This window comes from Pantoea sp. X-Soil-TKNS-1279 (genome assembly GCF_059730565.1).
In genome coordinates this window covers 141038-158409 of record NZ_AP035949.1, presented here as the reverse complement: position 1 = coordinate 158409, position 17372 = coordinate 141038, and the positions used below count along the sequence as shown (strand labels likewise).

Sequence of the window (17372 nt, the reverse complement as noted above, 5' to 3'; positions counted from 1 at the left end):
GTTAGCTATTCTTCAGTTCAGCCAGCGTTTCGACATAGCGCAGTCCCTTCGCCGCCAGTTTTTGTCGCATCTGATAGATATCCAGTCCCAGCTCACCTGCGGCCAGCCGCTGCCGTTTGCTCTCCTCCACCTCAATGCGCTGCGCCGCCGCCTGCGCAACGGCCGGAATGTCGGCACGGGGAACAATCACCACACCGTCATCGTCAGCCACCACTACATCGCCAGGATGGACTAACTGACCGGCGCAGATCACCGGCACATTGACCGAACCCAGCGTCTCTTTGACTGTGCCCTGCGCGTAAACTGCGCGTGACCAGACCGGGAATGCCATTTCACGCAAGGTTTGGCTATCGCGGATGCCGATATCCCCTACCAGTGCGACCACGCCTCGCGCCTGCAACGAGGTCGCCAGCAGATCGCCAAAGAAGCCGTCATAGCAATCTGAGGTGGGAGCCACCAGCAACACGTCACCGGGCTGGCATTGTTCCACCGCAACGTGGAACATCCAGTTATCCCCCGGCGATACCAGCACCGTCACCGCGCTGCCCGCTATGGTGGTGCCCTGCTGCACCGGACGGATGCGCCTGTCCAGCAAGCCCTGACGCTGCTGCGCTTCGTGTACCGTCGCCACGCCGAAGCGCGCGAATTGCGCGATCAACGCCGCATCGGCACGCTCGATATGCCGTACCACCACGCCTTTCTGGTTGACATCACTCATGCCAGATCCTCCGTCACGCGCGGGAACAGGCTTTGATAACCCTCACCGTGGCTGAGTACGCGTGAGGAAGCGATACCGACATTACGTTTTGCCTGCACGCCACGTTGCAGCGCCACGCGGGTGTAGTACTCCCACAGATGCTCCTGACCGGCCATGCATTGAATCGCGGCGTATTTCTTTTCCCACACCGAGGTGATGTCCAGCAGCACGTCCGGTTTCCAGTGGCACTGCTCGGGCTGATGCGGTTCAAAACAGTAAACCGGCGGGGCGCCAATAATCGGTTCTCCCGGACGGTAACCCTCCGCCTGGGCAATGATGCGCGCTTCCTGGGTCAGATTGGCCGCCAGCGGGTGGTCATAGTTATAGGGATCAGCCACAGAATGGGTCAGGACAAAGTGCGGCTGAACCTTGCGGAACACATCCGCCAGACGGAAAAGCGTCTCTTTATCGGCACGCAGCGGGTAATCACCAAGATCAAAAAACTCAATCGAGGCACCGAGGATGTCTGCGGCTGACTGCGCTTCGCTGCGACGGTTCGCTTTGACGATCTCCTCCGTCATATTGCCTTTACGCCACAGTTTGGCGGATTCACCCCGTTCGCCAAACGAAAGACAAACCACATGGACGTCATAGCCGCGTTCAGCGTGCAGCGCGATTGCGCCACCTGCGCGCCAGACGAAATCGGCGGAGTGAGCACTGACGATGAGGGCACTTTTTTTAGCGGTATTTTCCATCTTGTATTCCTGCTGTTGCGTTTTTTTTCATCCTGACATGCAGCCATCCGCGCGAATAATGCCTTTCATTGCGCGAGCTATGATTTTTATTTATGTTGTGATTTTGATCGCCGCAGGACGTGAGGCTGAACCGAAAATGACGCAGCAAGATAATGATATTAAAATCATGCAACTACGTGCTTTTTGTATGATTGCAGAACGCGGTACAGTGTCAGAAGCTGCGGAGAAATTATTTCGAACCCAGTCGGCGATCACCCGTTCTATTCGTGATCTTGAACACACTTTAGCGATGCCGTTGTTTGAACGTCATGCCAGCGGCATGCTGCTGACCGAAATGGGAAAATGCGTGTTGCCGCGTGCCCAGCGCGCGATCAACGAATTGCAGCACATTCCCGCGGCGCTGGCACGGCTGAAACAGCGTGACCACCAGCGGGAAGAGGCAGAACCGATTTGGTTATTTAATGTGCGACGCCTTCAGGTGTTTCTCCGGCTGTATCGCCTGCACCATACGCAAAGCGTGGCTAACTCTCTCAACATCAGCCAACCAGCGGTGAGCGCCGCCCTGAAGGTGCTGGAAAAGGGTGCCGGGCTGACGCTGTTTCAGCGTACGCCAAAAGGGATGATGCCTTCTACCGCGGCGCGCGAGATGGCCCCCTTTATCAGTCGCGCGCTGAATGAAATCCGTCATATCCCGGAAGATCTCGCCGCTGCAACCGGGATTTTGCGTGGCACGGTGCATGTTGGCGCGCTGCCGCTGTGCCGCAGCACCCTGCTGCCGCTGGCGATAACCCGGCTGGTGGCGGCGCATCCGGGCATTAAAGTGGTGACCAATGAAAGCGCCTTCGACGCCTTAATTACCGAGTTGCGCGCCGGGGATATTGATTTCATTCTTGGGGCATTACGTCAGGACGAGCAGGTGTTGGATATCCACAATCAGGTGTTGTTTGCTGAATCGCTGGTGCTGCTGGTAAGGCCCCAGCACCCTCTGGCGGGACGCACCCTGACGGCCAACGATTTGGCTGATGCGCAGTGGATATTGCCGCGCGATAACACCCCTTCCCGTCACCTGCTGGATGCGGCTTTCGCGACGTTGGGAATGGCCGCCCCCACCCCGGTGGTGGAAAGCGGCGATCTGGCGATTGTGCGCGGTCTGCTGCTAAATTCCGACATGATAGCCGCCGTTTCCTCGCACCAACTGGAGTACGAACTGCAAGCCGGAATTTTGCACCCGTTGAGGTTTGCCTTACCGGACACCCGCCGCGAGATTGGCTTAACCCTGCGCCAGGGCGCACTTCATGCTCCGGCGGCTGAAGCGCTGATTCAATACATTGTTGAGGTGGCATCGTAGCGGCGCGGTTTCCGGCATCGCGACGCGACGAGCGGGTTACGATTCCACTTTGTTAATCCCCAAACGCTTCATCCGCGAAAGTAAGGTGGTTCGCTTGATGCCCAGACGCTGGGCTGCACCACGCGGTCCGGCCACCACACCGTTCGTTTCACGCAGCACCCGCATAATCAGCTGATATTCATCCTCTCCTTCGCGTGGCTCGGTGACGGGTGCGGCAATTTTTTTGGCGGCCGGAGTGTCCAGCATTTCCGGCAGCGACAGGTGCAGCACATTGCCGCGCGTCATCAGCACCGCCCTTTCAATCACATTCTCCAGTTCCCGCACGTTTCCCGGCCACTCCATGCGTCGCAGCATACTCAGGGTTTCCGCGGGAATGCTGTCAATATTACGATTCAGGCGGTGAGCGATTTTGAAAGTGAGCGATTTCACCAGCAGCGGGATATCTTCCGGTCGCTCACGCAATGGCGGTAATCGGATGGGAAAAACGTTCAACCGATAGTAAAGGTCGTTACGAAATTCACGGTCAGCCACCATTTGCTTCAGGTCACGGTTAGTCGCCGCAATCAGTCGCACATCAACCGTTTGCAGTTTGTTGCTGCCAAGACGTTCAAACTCCTTTTCCTGTAACACGCGCAGCAGTTTCGGCTGCAACTCCAGCGGCATATCCCCCACTTCATCAAGGAATAACGAGCTGTTATCCGCCAGTTCAAAGCGACCAATTCGCTGGGTATTGGCCCCGGTAAAGGCCCCCCGCTCGTGACCAAACAAATCGCTTTCCAGCAGCCCGGCAGGCATCGCGGCGCAATTCATTTTTACCATTCGCCGACGATTGCGTTGGCTCTGGTTGTGAATGGCGCGCGCAATCAACTCCTTTCCGGTGCCGGTTTCGCCAAGGATCAACACCGTGCTGTCGCTGGCTGCCACAATCTCGACCTGTTTCAGCACATCCATCATCACTTCGCTGCGGCCAATAATTTCACCAACATCAGGGTTCCCGGCATTGATCGACTCCGTGGCCCACGAACCTTTATCCGTCAGGCTCTCCTTTAGCCGATTGATTTCCTGCCATGCCAGCGCATTATCGAGCGCAATCGCAATGCGTTCAGCGATTTGATGCAACAACTCAAGGTTGGCGGCGCTAAAGCCCCGTTCACCGCATTGCGCCAGCTTCATCACCCCCAACATATTGTCGCCAAATTTTAGCGGCATCAGGCACAACGTCTGAGCCTGATTATCCCAGAGCTCCAACAACCTGCGCTCATAGGAGGCCGCTTGTTGCTGCGGGTAAAGATTCAGCAACAACATTTCACCACTGGCAAACACCTGTTCGGAGAGCGTGCCCGCTTCAGGCACTTCACTCAGATCATGGATAGGTGACGCTTCATCGACAAAATGGGTGGAATAAATGGTAAGCCACGCTTTACGGCTGCTGCGCACCACGATGCTGATGGAATCAATGGCAAAGTGGTGATGGATTTCACGCGCGGTTTCCTGCATCACCTCGTCAAGATCCAGTTTCGACAGCACTGCATTGGTCACCGCCACCAAAATGCGAAAGTCATCCCGTTCACGACTCAGCACCTGGCAATGGTGATCGATATCCTGGGTGCTGCGAATCTGCTGGGCGCACAACCCCACCACCTGCGTCAGGGTATGCAGACGTTCCAGCTCTTTCTCGCTCCAGCCCTTGTTGCTGTCGCGAATAAACTCACAGCCACCGTAGATCTCGCCACTGGAAACCAGCGGTAGCAGGCAGTAGCGCCCAAAAGGTGTATAAAGCGGCAGGCTAGCCACTTGCGGCCAGGCCCCCTCAAATTCACGCCAGGGACAAATCAGCGCTTCAGGACGGGAAAGGATGCGTTGCATTGGTCCCGTCGCCAGTAAGCTCTGCTGATCCGGCGTGAGCGTCTTATCTCTGCCATAAAAACTGACTTGCCGGTGTTGCGGATGATAAAGCAACACATTCACGCGGTCCGCCAATGCCCCTTGTTTAACCAAGCGGGTCAGGCAATCAGCAAGCGCACTAAAATCGGGCTGTTGCAGCAGGGTCTGGGTGATATCAAACAATCCCTGCTGCCCGATATCGCTCATCGGGGTATATGCCATGTATGTCGTCCATTGAAAGACCTCACGCTAAATATGGAGGTGAGTCCATCGTCCAATATTGATGAGAATTAAAGTTTATGTGGTTTTCTTTCGGGGAGACCAGGCATAGATCAACAAATTCGTGGCAAAGGTTCTGCATGCGGGAGTTCCAGGGTACGTCTGACGCCATAAAGTCCGTTCATTCTGACGCCGGGCTTTTCAGTCACGATGCCGATAATTGCGGCACGCTCACCCAAAGGATGGCGCTGCAATGCAGCGACGACTGCCGGTGCCGCTTCGGCTGAAGCCGCTATCAGTAGTTTTCCTTCATTGGCAAAATTCAGCGCATCCAGACCTAACAATTCGCAAACACCTCGCACCGCCGGGGAGAGCGGTAGCTGACTTTCGTGGATTTCCATCCCGCAGTGACTGGCAGCGGCGAACTCATGCAGCACCGCATTGACGCCACCGCGCGTGGCATCACGTAACGCCTTCACGCCGCTGATGCCGACCAACGGCGCAATCAACGTGGACAGTGGCGCGCAATCACTTGCCAAATCCCCATCCAGCCCCAGCTGTTCACGCAAATTGAGGATCGTGGCTCCGTGGTCACCCAGGGTGCCACTGACGATCAACACATCGCCAACGTCAATCTGTGCTGCGCCCCAGCTTAATCCGACAGGAATCGCGCCAAGACCGGCGGTATTGATGAATAGCTTATCGACCGCGCCACGCGGCACCACTTTGGTGTCGCCGGTGACGATGCTGACCCCCGCGTCTCTGGCCATCTGCGCCATGCTGGTCACCACGCGTTCCAGCGTCACCAACGGCAGCCCCTCTTCAAGGATAAAACCACAGGAAAGCCAGCGCGGCTGCGCACCACTGACGGCAATATCGTTGACCGTGCCGCACACCGCCAACTTGCCGATATCCCCGCCAGGGAAAAACAGCGGATCGATAACGTAGCTGTCGGTGGAAAATGCCAGCCGGTCCCCTTTGCCAGTCAGCTCGCTTAACCCCAGTCGCGCCTGATCTTCCTGCTCCGCCAGCCAGTGATTGTCAAACGCCTGGAGAAACAGGTCGGCGATCAGTTGCTGCATCATTCTGCCGCCACTGCCATGCGCTAATTCAATTGATTTCATCATTCACTTCCTGACTTCTGTACTGATACCAGGCCGCGCAGGCCCCTTCCGAGGAGACCATCAGCGCACCAAAGGCGTTTTGTGGATTGCAGCCCTTGCCGAACATCGGACATTGATGCGGTTTACAACGCCCGGTGAGCACATCGCCACAACGTGCGCGCGGGTCGTCACTCACCTGCTGCTGCCGTGGCCGGAACCTGACCTCCGCATCATAGGATTGATACGCCTCCGTCAACTGAACACCGGATTCCGCAATCACCCCCAATCCGCGCCATTCAGACGCCCCTCGGAGGCAAAAAACCTCGCGCATGGCTTGCTGCGCCAGCAGGTTTCCCTCATCCGGCACCACACGTTTGTATTGATTCTCCACCCGACTTTGCTGCTTGATTTTTTGCTCCACCAACATCAACACGCCCTGCAACAAATCCATCGGCTCGAAACCCGCCACCACCAGCGGCCGCCGGAAATGGCGGGGGATAAACTCATAGGCGGCAGTGCCGATCACCATGCTGACATGTCCCGGTGCCAGGAAGGCGTCGATGCGGTTATCCGGCTGCGACAGCAGGCTGCGCAGGGTGGGGATAAGCGTAATGTGCTGGCAAAAGAAGAAGAAATTGGTGACCTGTTGCGCTTTGGCCTGTTGCAGCGTAATGGCCGTGGCGGGCATGGTGGTTTCAAAGCCGAGAGCGAAAAACACCACCTTACGGTGTGGATTCAGACGCGCCAGCGTCAGGGCATCCATCGGTGAATACACCACCCGTACATCCGCCCCCTGCGCTTTAGCCTGCATTAGCGATCCCTGTCTGCCCGGCACGCGTATGGCGTCGCCGAAGGTACAGAAAATCACTTCAGGATGGCGGGCAATGTCAATGCAGCTATCAATGCGCCCCATCGGTAACACGCATACCGGACAGCCCGGACCGTGGATAAAATCGATGTTATCCGGCAGCAACTGATCGAGGCCAAAGCGGAAGATGGCGTGGGTATGGCCCCCGCACACCTCCATAATCTGCAACGGATGCTGTGCATCGTAATCCAGCAATGGCGCCCGCTTATTCAGGGTTTCAATCAGCTGCATCACGCGGGTGGGATCGCGATATTCATCAACATAACGCATCAGCCACGCTCCTCGCCGTACAGCAAGGCCCCGACATCAGGTTCCATGTCGAACATGTTTTGCAGCGCATCGAGGGTGTCACGCGCCTCCGCTTCATCAATGATGCTCATGGCAAAGCCAACGTGCACCAACACCCACTGGCCCACCGCCGCATCATCCACCAGCGTTAAATTGACATCGCGCTGCACGCCACACACATCCACTTTCGCGTCATTACCCTGGCGCTCAACAATCTGGCCCGGAATGCCTATGCACATCGCTCGCTCTCCAGCCAGTTAATCCACGCTTCCATGCCTGCGCCGCTGGTGGCAGAAACCAGCATGATCTGGATATCCGGGTTGACCTCGCGGGCATAGGCCAGACAACGGTCGACATCGAATTGCAGATACGGCAACAAGTCAATTTTGTTGAGCAACATCAGCGAAGCCGCAGCAAACATATACTTATATTTTAGTGGCTTATCCTCACCTTCCGTCACCGAGAGCAGCGCAACTTTGTGGCGTTCACCCAAATCAAAACTCGCCGGACACACCAGGTTGCCGACGTTTTCAATAAACAGCACCCCGTTGTCTGCCAGCGGCAGACGCTGCATCGCCGTCTGAACCATTTGCGCATCCAGATGGCAACCTTTGCCGGTATTCACCTGAATCGCTGGTGTGCCCGTGGCGCGGATGCGTGCGGCATCATTTACCGTCTGCTGATCTCCCTCGATCACCGCGCAGGACACCTTGCCCTGTAACCGTTTCAGGGTTTCGGTCAGCAGGGTGGTTTTACCGGAGCCAGGGCTGGACACCAGGTTCAGCACCAGTTGACGCTGCGCAGTAAAAGCGGCGCGATTCGCCTGCGCCAGCTGATTATTTTTATCCAGCACATCAAGCTCCAGCTCCAGCATCTTACGCTGGCTGATACCCGGTGCATGGGCTTCGGCCACGCCGTGCCCATAATGCAGATCGCCATGCTCACTGAGGTTTATGCCAGAAATCCGCGGCACCCGACGTGGTGCCGGCGCAAACGGGGCGCTGCGAAACGCCGAATGCGGGTTACGCTCATCGCCTTCGATATACAGGTTGCCTTCACCGCAACCACAGCTACTACACATGATTGATCTCCTGATCGATTTCCAGCCGCTTAATTTGCACGCCATCATCCGCCACGATGCGCAGTTGATGACCGCCACATTGCGGGCACCGTCTGACGCGCTGCGTAAGCAGCGTGATGTATTGCTGGCAATCGTGACACCAGCACTCCGCCTCCTGCTGATGAAGATGAAGTTCACACCCTTCAGCCAGGGTGCCCCGGCACGTCAGTTCAAAGCAGAACTGCATCGCGCTGGTCTCCACGCAAGAAAACGCCCCGACCTCCAGCCAGACCGCAGTGACACGGCGTGCGCCATGTTGCCGGGCATGGTTATCGATCAGTTCGACTGCGCGTTGACAGAGGGTAATTTCGTGCATGCTGCCTCCTGGGTTCACTGAGGGCTGCTAATGCAAAGACGGTGCCAGCGCGGCGGCGTGTCGATGTCAAAGATGACGAAATGACATGTCACTGACGGTTTTTTTGCAACGGGGATTTATAGATTAATCATAAAATTCAATAGGTTAAAAACATGGCACGAAATGTGCCTTAGGGGAATATCCGCACAAACAGAGTGATTTAATAATGGATATTAGGGAACTGAGTGACAAAGCAGCCTACATCGCTGATAAGCATCAACGCTTGCAGGCACAGTGGAAACAATACGGCAACGCCTTAGTTCAGGGGATAACCCTGTCAAAAGCCAAACTGCACCACACCATCTCCTGCTCACCTGGGGATGACTTGCGCTTCTTCTTATTTGAACACTTCGTCATTCATATTCAGCCAGGCGAAGGCTTTAACAATCACCGTATCGAGTACTTTCTCGCGCTGCCGGATGACAGCGATAAGATATTGATTGGTCATGCCAATATCGATAATGACGGTTGCATCGACAATGCCTTCAGCAATCGCGATCGCGAGAAAGTACTTACCCACTATCTGGAACTAATTCAGCCGATTTACGACAGCCTCTATCTGGCGGTCCATGAAAACACCCCGGTGTCGATGGAACGGCTACAACAAGCCGCCGTGGCGTGAAGAGGTTGAGGGTGTCGAAAACTGTCGAAGCGACAGGTTATCGGCATGATTTCGTCATTAATGACGACAGTCACCAGAGGAATCCGTTGGTGAACCGTTTTGTAATCGCTGATTCAACATTATGCATTGGTTGCCATACCTGTGAAGCGGCCTGCGCGGAGACGCACCGGCAACAGGGTTTACAGTCGATGCCGCGTTTAAAGGTGATGCGCAACCGGGACGAATCCGCCCCGCAGTTGTGCCGCCACTGCGAAGACGCCCCTTGTGCCAGCGTCTGCCCGGTGAATGCCATTAACCGTGTGGATGGCGCGGTACAGCTGAACGCTAACCTGTGCGTCAGCTGCAAACTGTGCGGCATCGCCTGCCCGTTTGGGGCTATCGAATTTTCCGGCAGCCGCCCGTTACACATCCCGGCAGACGTCAACAGCCCCAAAGCGCCCGCCGCCCCTGCCGATCCCCTGCGCGTTAGTTCGCTGCTGGACTGGGTTCCTGGCATTCGTGCTGTCGCGATGAAATGTGATCTGTGCAGCTTCGATGAGCAGGGTCCAGCCTGCGTGCGCACCTGTCCGACGAAAGCGCTGCAACTGATCGACAACACCGATATCGCCAAAGCCAGCAAACGCAAGCGTGAACTCACGCTGGCGGGTGCGCTGGGTGATTTAAGCCTGTTCAGCCAGCCAGAGGCACGTAAATGAATGTTTTTTTTCTGATCCACTGGGCACTGGCCGGTCTGATGCTCAGTGCGTTACTGGCGGGCATCACCGCGTTTAACCGGCCCGTCAGTGGCGTTGTTGCCGGTATCGGTGGCGCGATAAGTTGTGCGTTGCTGCTGGCAGCCAGCGTCCAGGGCCTGCTCGGATTCAGCGCCATCCTGACGCTGTGGCGTTGGCAGCTACAACTGAATAGCTTTAACAGCATATGGTTAGTGACAGTGTCACTCTGCGGCCTGTTTATCTGCCTGTTTAACGTAAGCTGGCATCGGCATTCTCAGGTTAAAGCCAACGGTTTGCTGGTCAATCTGATCCTCGCCGCCGCGGCTGTTGCTCTGCTCGCCGCTAACCTCGCCACCCTGGTAGCGATGGCCGAAATTGTCGCGCTGGCAGGCTACTTCCTCACCGGCTGTCGTAAATCCGGTCAACTCTGGTTTGCACTGGGTCGCCTTGGCACGCTTCTGCTGGTCGCCGCCTGTTGGTTGCTGTGGCAGCAGTTTGGCACGCTGAGTTTTGACGGATTACGCCTGGCGCTCCAGGGAGCGGCGCTCTCTCCGCTGGTGTTGCTGTTAAGTTTGCTCGGCTTTGGTCTGCTGGCGGGCATTATTCCGCTGCACGGCTGGGTACCCCAGGCGCATGCCAATGCCCCGGCTCCGGCCGCAGCGCTGTTTTCCGCCGTAGTGCTGAAGGTAGGGTTGTACGGCATGATCAGCGTTTCACTGCTCGCCGACATGTTGCCGCTGTGGTGGGGGGGGCTGGTGGTGGTGCTCGGTATGGTGACCGCCTTTACCGGCGGGCTGTACGCCCTGATGGAACACAACATCAACCGCCTGCTGGCTTATCACTCGCTGGAAAACATCGGCATTATCCTGCTGGGCGTGGGTTGCGGCTTTATCGGGATTGCGCTGCACCAACCGGCGCTGGTGGCGTTGGGGATGATCGGTGGCCTCTACCATCTGTTTAATCACAGCCTGTTTAAAACCACGCTGTTCCTCGGCGCTGGCGCGGTGTGGTTCCGCACTGGTCAGCACGACATTGAGAAACTGGGCGGGATTGGCAAGCGTATGCCGCTGATTTCGTTGGCGATGCTGGTGGGTTTGATGGCGATGGCCGCCTTGCCGCCGCTTAATGGCTTTGCCGGTGAATGGGTGATCTATCAGTCATTCTTCCAGTTAGGCAACCAGGCTTCCTTTATCGCGCGTGTCCTTGGGCCGCTGCTGGCGGTTGGACTGGCGATCACTGGCGCGTTGGCGGTGATGTGTATGGCCAAGGTCTATGGCGTCACCTTCCTCGGCGCACCCCGCAGCCCGGAGGCCGAACAGGCCGCCAACCCGCCCGGCCTGATGAATATCACCGTCGTTCTGCTGGCGTTGGGTTGCGTGATTGCCGGTGTCGCTACTCCCTGGTTGCTGCCGTTGCTGCAACATGCCATCCCACTCCCGCTCAACACCGCGCAGACGCTGGTATCGCAACCGCTGATCGCCCTGCTGCTGATTATGACGCCACTGCTGCCTGTGCTGTTGCTGGTGCTGTTCCGTGGCGAACGCCTGCCGCACCGCACGCGTGGCCCGGCATGGGTTTGTGGCTACGACCACGAAGCAGCGATGGTGATCACCGCATCGGGTTTTGCCCAACCGGTGAGAGCCGCCTTTGCGCCCCTCCTCGCCTTACGCAAACACCTTAATCCGGTGCGGTGGGTGCCTGGCTGGCGGGGTGACGGGATCGCCATCACGTTCCGGCGTCTGGCATTTATTGAACTGGCGATTTTGCTGGTCGCGGTCATCGCCTGAGGAACCACTATGACGACGTTATTTTTTGCCCTTACCCAGGCGTTGGCCTTATTTCTGGCTGCGCCCTTGCTCTCCGGCATTTCGCGAATGGCCCGCGCGCGCTTGCATAACCGGCGTGGTCCTGGCGTGTTGCAGGAGTATCGGGATCTGTTCAAGTTACTCGGTCGCCAGAGCGTGGCACCCGCCGCTGCGGGTTGGGTTTTTCGCCTGATGCCGCTGGTGATGGTCGGCGTGATGTTGACCATTGCCACTGCGCTGCCGGTGGTTACCCTCACCTCGCCGTTGCCGCCAGTTGGCGACCTGATCACCTTGATTTATTTGTTCGCCATCGCCCGCTTCTTTTTCGCCATTGCGGGCCTGGACACCGGCAGTCCGTTCACTGGCATCGGTGCCAGCCGCGAGACGATGCTCGGCGTGCTGGTGGAGCCGATGTTGCTGCTCGGCCTGTGGGTGGCGGCTCAGGTGGCAGGCAGTACCCATATCAGCAACATAGCCATGACCGTCCATGCCTGGCCGCTCAGCCACAGTCTGACGCTGTTGCTGGCGCTGGCCGCCTGCGCCTGCGCCACGTTTATCGAGATGGGGAAACTGCCGTTTGACCTGGCGGAAGCCGAGCAGGAGTTGCAGGAGGGGCCACTTTCCGAATACAGCGGCGCAGGCTTTGCCGTACTGAAGTGGGGCATTTCGTTAAAACAGTTAGTGGTGCTGCAAATGTTTGTCGGGGTGTTTTTGCCCTGGGGGCAGATGCACGCCTTTAGCTGGGGTGGAGGGGTACTCGCCGTGGTACTGGCCATCGTCAAACTGATTGCCGCTGCCCTGCTGATCGCGCTGTTTGAAAACAGCATGGCACGCCTGCGGATGCTCGAAACGTCACGTATTACGTGGGCCGGTTTTGGTCTGGCCTTTTTAGCCTTCGTCTCCTTGCTGGCGGCGTAATTGCAGAGAACTTATTTCATGTCTGAAGAGAAAATCGGTCAACACTACCTTGCTGCACTGCACCTCAAGTTCCCCCACGCGGTGCTGGAGGAGAGCTGGCAGACCAAAGATCAAATCACCATTACCGTCAAACTCAACATGCTACCGGAAATTGTCGAATGGCTGTATTACCAGCAGGGAGGCTGGTTATCGGTGCTATTCGGCAATGATGAACGCCAACTCTGCGGCAGCTATGCGGTTTACTACGTACTGTCGATGGAGAGCGGCACCAAATGCTGGATCACCGTCCGGGTGGCGGTAGACGCCCATCGACCAGAGTTTCCATCGGTGACCCCACGCGTCCCTGCTGCCGTCTGGGGTGAACGCGAAGTCCGCGATATGTATGGCTTGCAACCGATTGGGCTGCCGGACGAACGTCGTCTGGTGCTACCGGACGACTGGCCGGATGAACTCTACCCATTGCGTAAAGACAGCATGGATTATCGCCAACGTCCGGCCCCTACCAGCGATAGCGAAACCTACGAATTCATTAATGAACTGGGTAGCAGCAAGAACAATGTGGTGCCCATCGGTCCGCTGCATGTCACCTCTGATGAACCTGGCCATTTCCGCCTGTTTGTCGACGGTGAGAACATTATCGATGCCGATTATCGCCTGTTTTACGTCCATCGCGGCATGGAGAAACTGGCAGAAACCCGCATGGGATACAACGAAGTCACCTTCCTCTCCGATCGCGTGTGTGGCATCTGTGGCTTTGCCCACAGCACCGCCTACACCTCTTCGGTGGAAAATGCGATGGGGATTGTGGTGCCCGCGCGCGCGCAGGTGATCCGCTCGATTTTGCTCGAAGTGGAGCGTCTGCACAGCCATCTGCTGAACCTCGGTCTGGCCTGCCACTTTGTGGGTTTTGACTCCGGGTTTATGCAATTTTTCCGCGTGCGTGAGTTGTCGATGAAGATGGCGGAGATCCTGACCGGCGCACGTAAAACTTATGGGTTGAACCTGATCGGCGGAATTCGTCGTGACCTGATGAAAGACGACATGATACAGACGCGCCAGCTGGCGCAGCAGATGCGCCGCGAGGTCTATACCCTGACCGACATTCTGCTCAGCACGCCCAATATTGAATCGCGCACCGTGGGCATTGGCCGTCTTGATCCGGGTATCGCACGCGATTTCAGTAACGTCGGTCCGATGGTGCGCGCCAGCGGCCACGCTCGCGACACCCGTGCCGACCACCCGTTTGCCGGTTACGGCCTGCTGCCGCTGGAGGTACATACCCTTGCCGGTTGTGACGTGCTTTCGCGGCTTAAAGTGCGCATCAATGAAGTGTTCACCGCGCTGAATCTGATTGATTTCGGCCTTGATAACCTGCCTGGCGGCCCCCTGATGGTGGAAGGGTTTACCTACATCCCGCAGCGTTTTGCTCTCGGTTTCTGCGAAGCGCCGCGCGGTGACGATATCCACTGGAGCATGACCGGCGACAACCAGAAGTTGTTCCGCTGGCGCTGCCGTGCGGCGACCTACGCCAACTGGCCGACGCTGCGCTATATGTTGCGCGGCAATACGGTGTCCGATGCGCCATTGATCATCGGCAGTCTCGACCCCTGCTACTCCTGCACCGATCGCATGACGGTGGTGGATGTACGCAAAAAGAAAAGCCAGGTGGTGCCGTACAAAGAGCTGGAGCGCTACAGCATTGAGCGCACCCATTCACCGCTGAAATAGTCGGGAGTCATCATGTTTAGTTTTATTAAAAACGCGCTCAAAGGCGGTGTCGCGACCGAATCTTATCCCTTGCGACCCATCGACGTGGATGACAACTTCCGCGGTAAACCCGAGCACAATCCGCAGCAGTGCATCGGTTGTGCTGCCTGCGTTAATGCCTGTCCTTCCAATGCGTTAAGCGTGGCAACCGATCTCGAAGCCGGGCAACTGGCGTGGAGCTTTAACCTCGGGCGCTGCATTTTCTGCGCCCGCTGTGAAGAGGTGTGTCCAACCGCCGCAATTACCCTGTCGCAGCAGTTCGAACTGGCGGTGTGGAACAAAGCCGATTTGCTGCAACAGGCGCTTTTTCCGCTGTGCTATTGCCGGGAATGTGGTCACCCCTTCGCGGTACAAAAGGAGATCGACTATGCCATTGCCTTGTTGCGCCATAACGGCGACCAGGGGGCGGAAAACCGGCGGTCGGCGTTCGAAACCTGCCCGGCATGTAAACGTCAGCACAGCCTGGCCTCATCCGGCAGCGCCGTGTTTCACCGTCAGTTGCGAGGAGCCAACGGATGAGTAACGTATCAGGTCCACGCGACCATAACGGCCTGCCACTGCCGCTCTCGGTGGAAGAGTCGATTGCCAGCATGAAGGCTTCATTGCTGAAAAAAATCAAACGATCAGCCTACGTTTATCGCGTTGACTGTGGCGGTTGCAACGGCTGTGAAATTGAGATTTTCGCCGCACTTACCCCGCTTTTTGACGCCGAACGCTTCGGAATCAAAGTGGTCCCCTCACCGCGTCATGCCGATATTTTGCTGTTCACCGGCGCGGTCACCCGCGCCATGCGCTCACCAGCGTTACGTGCCTGGGAATCCGCCCCGGACCCGAAAATTTGTATTTCCTACGGGGCCTGCGGCAATAGCGGCGGTATCTTCCATGATCTCTACTGCGTCTGGGGCGGGACGGACAAAATCGTGCCGGTAGACGTGTATATCCCAGGCTGCCCACCCACACCCGCCGCCACCCTGTACGGCTTCGCCATGGCGTTGGGTCTGCTGGAGCAAAAAATCCATGCCCGTCCGGCAAGCGAACAGGATCTGCAACCCGCACGCATCCTGCATACGGCGATGGTACAGCCGCTGCGCGTTCGCATTGATCGCGCGGCGCGCCGTCTGGCGGGTTATCGCTATGGACGACAAATTGCCGACAACTTCATGCACAAACTGACCGACGGCGATGGCGCAGTGCAGCAATGGCTGGCGGAAGAGAACGATCCACGTCTGACGGAGATTGTTACGCATCTGGAAAATCTGGTGCAGATGGAGCGCGTGTAATGAGCGAGTCCGTGGTGTTTTGCCAACTTAGCCGCAAATTTGTCGATGAAAATGACGCAACGCCGGCAGAAGCACAACAGGTGATGTACTACAGCCTGGCCATTGGTCATCACCTTGGCGTGATTGATTGCCTGGAAGAAAGTCTGGTGTGTCCCTGGGCGGCTTATCTGGCGTGGATTGCCACGCTTCCGGCGGCAAGCCAGGCCAGCCGTAAGATGGCCGGCGTGCCGCGCTACGGGGAAATTGTGATCGACCACAGCCATGTGGTGATGCTGGCGCAGGCATTTGATACCGCCAGAGCGTGTCAGACGACGCAGCAACAGCAATGGAGCCAGGCACTGCTGGCGATGCTCCAGGCCATTCAACAGGAACCGGCTATCTATCTGATGGTCAGGAGGCGTGATGACTAAGGTTTTATTGTGTGTCGGCAACAGCATGATGGGTGATGACGGCGCAGGCCCGTTGCTGGCGGAGAAATGTCGCGCCGCCCCCTGTGGCGACTGGCTGGTGATCGACGGCGGCAGCGCGCCGGAAAACGATGTGGTCGCCATTCGCGAACAACGGCCCGATTTGCTGCTGATTGTTGATGCCACCGACATGTTGCTGTCCCCCGGTGAAATCCGCGTTATCGACCCGGATGACATCGCCGACATGTTGCTGATGACCACCCACAATATGCCGCTCAATTACCTGATTGATCAGCTTAAAGACGATGTCGGTCAGGTGGTGTTTCTCGGCATTCAGCCGGATCTGGTGGGCTTTTGCTATCCCATGACCGAGGCGGTGAAGAACGCGGTAGACCAGGTCTATCGACAGCTTGACGACTGGGTGGGTGACGGAGGGTTTGCAGCGCTCACCAGCGAAGCGTGATGGCACACAACCGTAGCGGCGCGATAAATCGCACCGCTACGACATGAGCCGACAGATGTCATCGTCAAAAGTGTCAATGCCAACAAGCCAGACAAGCAACTCATTGTTATTAAACAACTAAAAAACTGGCACGGTTTGTGTATAGCTCCCTGACAATAACAAGTTCAATGCAGGAGTTTATGATGAACCGCTTCATCATTGCTGATTCAAGCAAGTGTATCGGCTGCCGTACGTGTGAGGTAGCCTGTGTCGTGTCCCATCAGGAAAACCAGGATTGCTCGGCGCTCACCCCGCAGACCTTCCTGCCCCGCATTCATGTCATCAAAGGCGTGAATGTCTCTACGGCCACCATGTGCCGCCAGTGTGAAGATGCCCCCTGCGCCAACGTCTGCCCGAACGGCGCAATCAGCCGTGATAAAGGTTTTGTCCATGTGATGCAGGAACGCTGCATTGGCTGCAAAACCTGTGTCGTCGCCTGTCCTTACGGTGCGATGGAGGTGGTGGTTCGCCCGGTGATTCGCAACAGCGGTGCCGGACTGAACGTCATGGCGGAAAAAGCCGAGGCTAACAAATGTGACCTCTGCCACCAGCGTGAATCAGGTCCGGCGTGCATCGACGCCTGTCCGACCAACGCCATCATGTGCGTCGATCGCAACAAACTCGAACAGATGAGCGCAGAAAAACGCCGCCGCGCCGCGTTAGATGCCCCCTCATCGCTGTCGTTTTAATCCCGGCTTTTCAACTTCTTACAGGTTGGCTA

At 57.1% G+C, this 17372-nt stretch carries 19 protein-coding genes; 11 read left to right on the top strand and 8 right to left on the bottom strand.

The window, feature by feature from the left end:
- Position 1: 1 nt before the first annotated feature.
- Both AC6I8N_RS20950 and galB read right to left on the bottom strand, forming a co-directional pair.
- Positions 2–718: a 4-carboxy-4-hydroxy-2-oxoadipate aldolase/oxaloacetate decarboxylase gene (locus AC6I8N_RS20950; RefSeq protein ID WP_415174665.1), complete on the bottom strand. Its 717-nt coding sequence runs from the start codon at positions 716–718 to the stop codon at positions 2–4.
- Positions 715–1452 carry a 4-oxalmesaconate hydratase gene (gene galB, locus AC6I8N_RS20945; protein ID WP_497831030.1) on the bottom strand — a complete coding sequence of 246 codons (738 nt, stop codon included), beginning with the start codon at positions 1450–1452 and terminating at the stop codon, positions 715–717. The genes AC6I8N_RS20950 and galB overlap by 4 nt, the downstream gene beginning before the upstream one ends.
- Positions 1453–1588: 136 nt before the next feature.
- On the opposite strand from galB, the gene AC6I8N_RS20940 reads away from it, so the two are divergent.
- Positions 1589–2800 (top strand): LysR family transcriptional regulator, encoded by a 1212-nt coding sequence (locus AC6I8N_RS20940; RefSeq protein ID WP_497831029.1) that lies wholly within the window; start codon positions 1589–1591, stop codon positions 2798–2800.
- Positions 2801–2836: 36 nt separating this feature from the next.
- Here AC6I8N_RS20940 and flhA read toward each other — a convergent pair whose 3' ends face one another.
- From flhA to hypA, 6 genes are all read right to left on the bottom strand, one after another.
- A complete protein-coding gene (gene flhA, locus AC6I8N_RS20935; protein WP_497831028.1) occupies positions 2837–4906 on the bottom strand; it encodes a formate hydrogenlyase transcriptional activator FlhA in 2070 nt (689 codons plus the stop codon).
- Between the two features lie 110 nt (positions 4907–5016).
- A complete protein-coding gene (gene hypE / locus AC6I8N_RS20930; RefSeq protein WP_497831158.1) occupies positions 5017–6027 on the bottom strand; it encodes a hydrogenase expression/formation protein HypE in 1011 nt (336 codons plus the stop codon).
- The gene (hypD, locus tag AC6I8N_RS20925; RefSeq protein WP_497831027.1) at positions 6014–7144 is read right to left on the bottom strand and encodes a hydrogenase formation protein HypD; all 1131 of its coding nucleotides are present in this window, start codon (positions 7142–7144) and stop codon (positions 6014–6016) included. Before hypD ends, hypE begins: the two co-directional genes overlap by 14 nt.
- Positions 7144–7401 (bottom strand): HypC/HybG/HupF family hydrogenase formation chaperone, encoded by a 258-nt coding sequence (locus AC6I8N_RS20920; protein ID WP_497831026.1) that lies wholly within the window; start codon positions 7399–7401, stop codon positions 7144–7146. Before AC6I8N_RS20920 ends, hypD begins: the two co-directional genes overlap by 1 nt.
- Positions 7392–8243: a hydrogenase nickel incorporation protein HypB gene (gene hypB, locus AC6I8N_RS20915; RefSeq protein WP_497831025.1), complete on the bottom strand. Its 852-nt coding sequence runs from the start codon at positions 8241–8243 to the stop codon at positions 7392–7394. The genes AC6I8N_RS20920 and hypB overlap by 10 nt, the downstream gene beginning before the upstream one ends.
- Entirely contained in the window at positions 8236–8598 is a 363-nt protein-coding gene (hypA, locus tag AC6I8N_RS20910) for a hydrogenase maturation nickel metallochaperone HypA (protein WP_208725884.1), read from the bottom strand. Before hypA ends, hypB begins: the two co-directional genes overlap by 8 nt.
- 205 nt (positions 8599–8803) lie before the next feature.
- Here hypA and hycA point away from each other — a divergent pair, with 205 nt between their 5' ends.
- From hycA to hydN, 10 genes are all read left to right on the top strand, one after another.
- A complete protein-coding gene (gene hycA, locus AC6I8N_RS20905; protein WP_497831024.1) occupies positions 8804–9259 on the top strand; it encodes a formate hydrogenlyase regulator HycA in 456 nt (151 codons plus the stop codon).
- 89 nt (positions 9260–9348) lie between these two features.
- Positions 9349–9954 carry a 4Fe-4S dicluster domain-containing protein gene (locus AC6I8N_RS20900; protein WP_497831023.1) on the top strand — a complete coding sequence of 202 codons (606 nt, stop codon included), beginning with the start codon at positions 9349–9351 and terminating at the stop codon, positions 9952–9954.
- Positions 9951–11759: a formate hydrogenlyase subunit 3 gene (gene hycC, locus AC6I8N_RS20895; protein ID WP_497831022.1), complete on the top strand. Its 1809-nt coding sequence runs from the start codon at positions 9951–9953 to the stop codon at positions 11757–11759. The genes AC6I8N_RS20900 and hycC overlap by 4 nt, the downstream gene beginning before the upstream one ends.
- Positions 11760–11768: 9 nt before the next feature.
- A complete protein-coding gene (locus AC6I8N_RS20890; RefSeq protein ID WP_497831021.1) occupies positions 11769–12695 on the top strand; it encodes a respiratory chain complex I subunit 1 family protein in 927 nt (308 codons plus the stop codon).
- Between the two features lie 18 nt (positions 12696–12713).
- On the top strand, positions 12714–14423 hold the full coding sequence (locus AC6I8N_RS20885) for a hydrogenase large subunit (protein ID WP_497831020.1): 1710 nt from the start codon (positions 12714–12716) through the stop codon (positions 14421–14423).
- 12 nt (positions 14424–14435) lie between these two features.
- Entirely contained in the window at positions 14436–14981 is a 546-nt protein-coding gene (locus AC6I8N_RS20880) for a formate hydrogenlyase complex iron-sulfur subunit (RefSeq protein WP_415174677.1), read from the top strand.
- Positions 14978–15742 carry an NADH-quinone oxidoreductase subunit B family protein gene (locus tag AC6I8N_RS20875; protein WP_208725891.1) on the top strand — a complete coding sequence of 255 codons (765 nt, stop codon included), beginning with the start codon at positions 14978–14980 and terminating at the stop codon, positions 15740–15742. Before AC6I8N_RS20880 ends, AC6I8N_RS20875 begins: the two co-directional genes overlap by 4 nt.
- Complete coding sequence (locus tag AC6I8N_RS20870; protein WP_497831019.1) at positions 15742–16152, top strand: formate hydrogenlyase maturation HycH family protein; 411 nt, start codon at positions 15742–15744, stop codon at positions 16150–16152. Before AC6I8N_RS20875 ends, AC6I8N_RS20870 begins: the two co-directional genes overlap by 1 nt.
- Positions 16145–16612 (top strand): hydrogenase maturation peptidase HycI, encoded by a 468-nt coding sequence (hycI, locus tag AC6I8N_RS20865; protein ID WP_497831018.1) that lies wholly within the window; start codon positions 16145–16147, stop codon positions 16610–16612. Before AC6I8N_RS20870 ends, hycI begins: the two co-directional genes overlap by 8 nt.
- 182 nt (positions 16613–16794) lie before the next feature.
- Positions 16795–17340 carry an electron transport protein HydN gene (hydN, locus tag AC6I8N_RS20860; RefSeq protein WP_208726618.1) on the top strand — a complete coding sequence of 182 codons (546 nt, stop codon included), beginning with the start codon at positions 16795–16797 and terminating at the stop codon, positions 17338–17340.
- Positions 17341–17372: the final 32 nt, after the last annotated feature.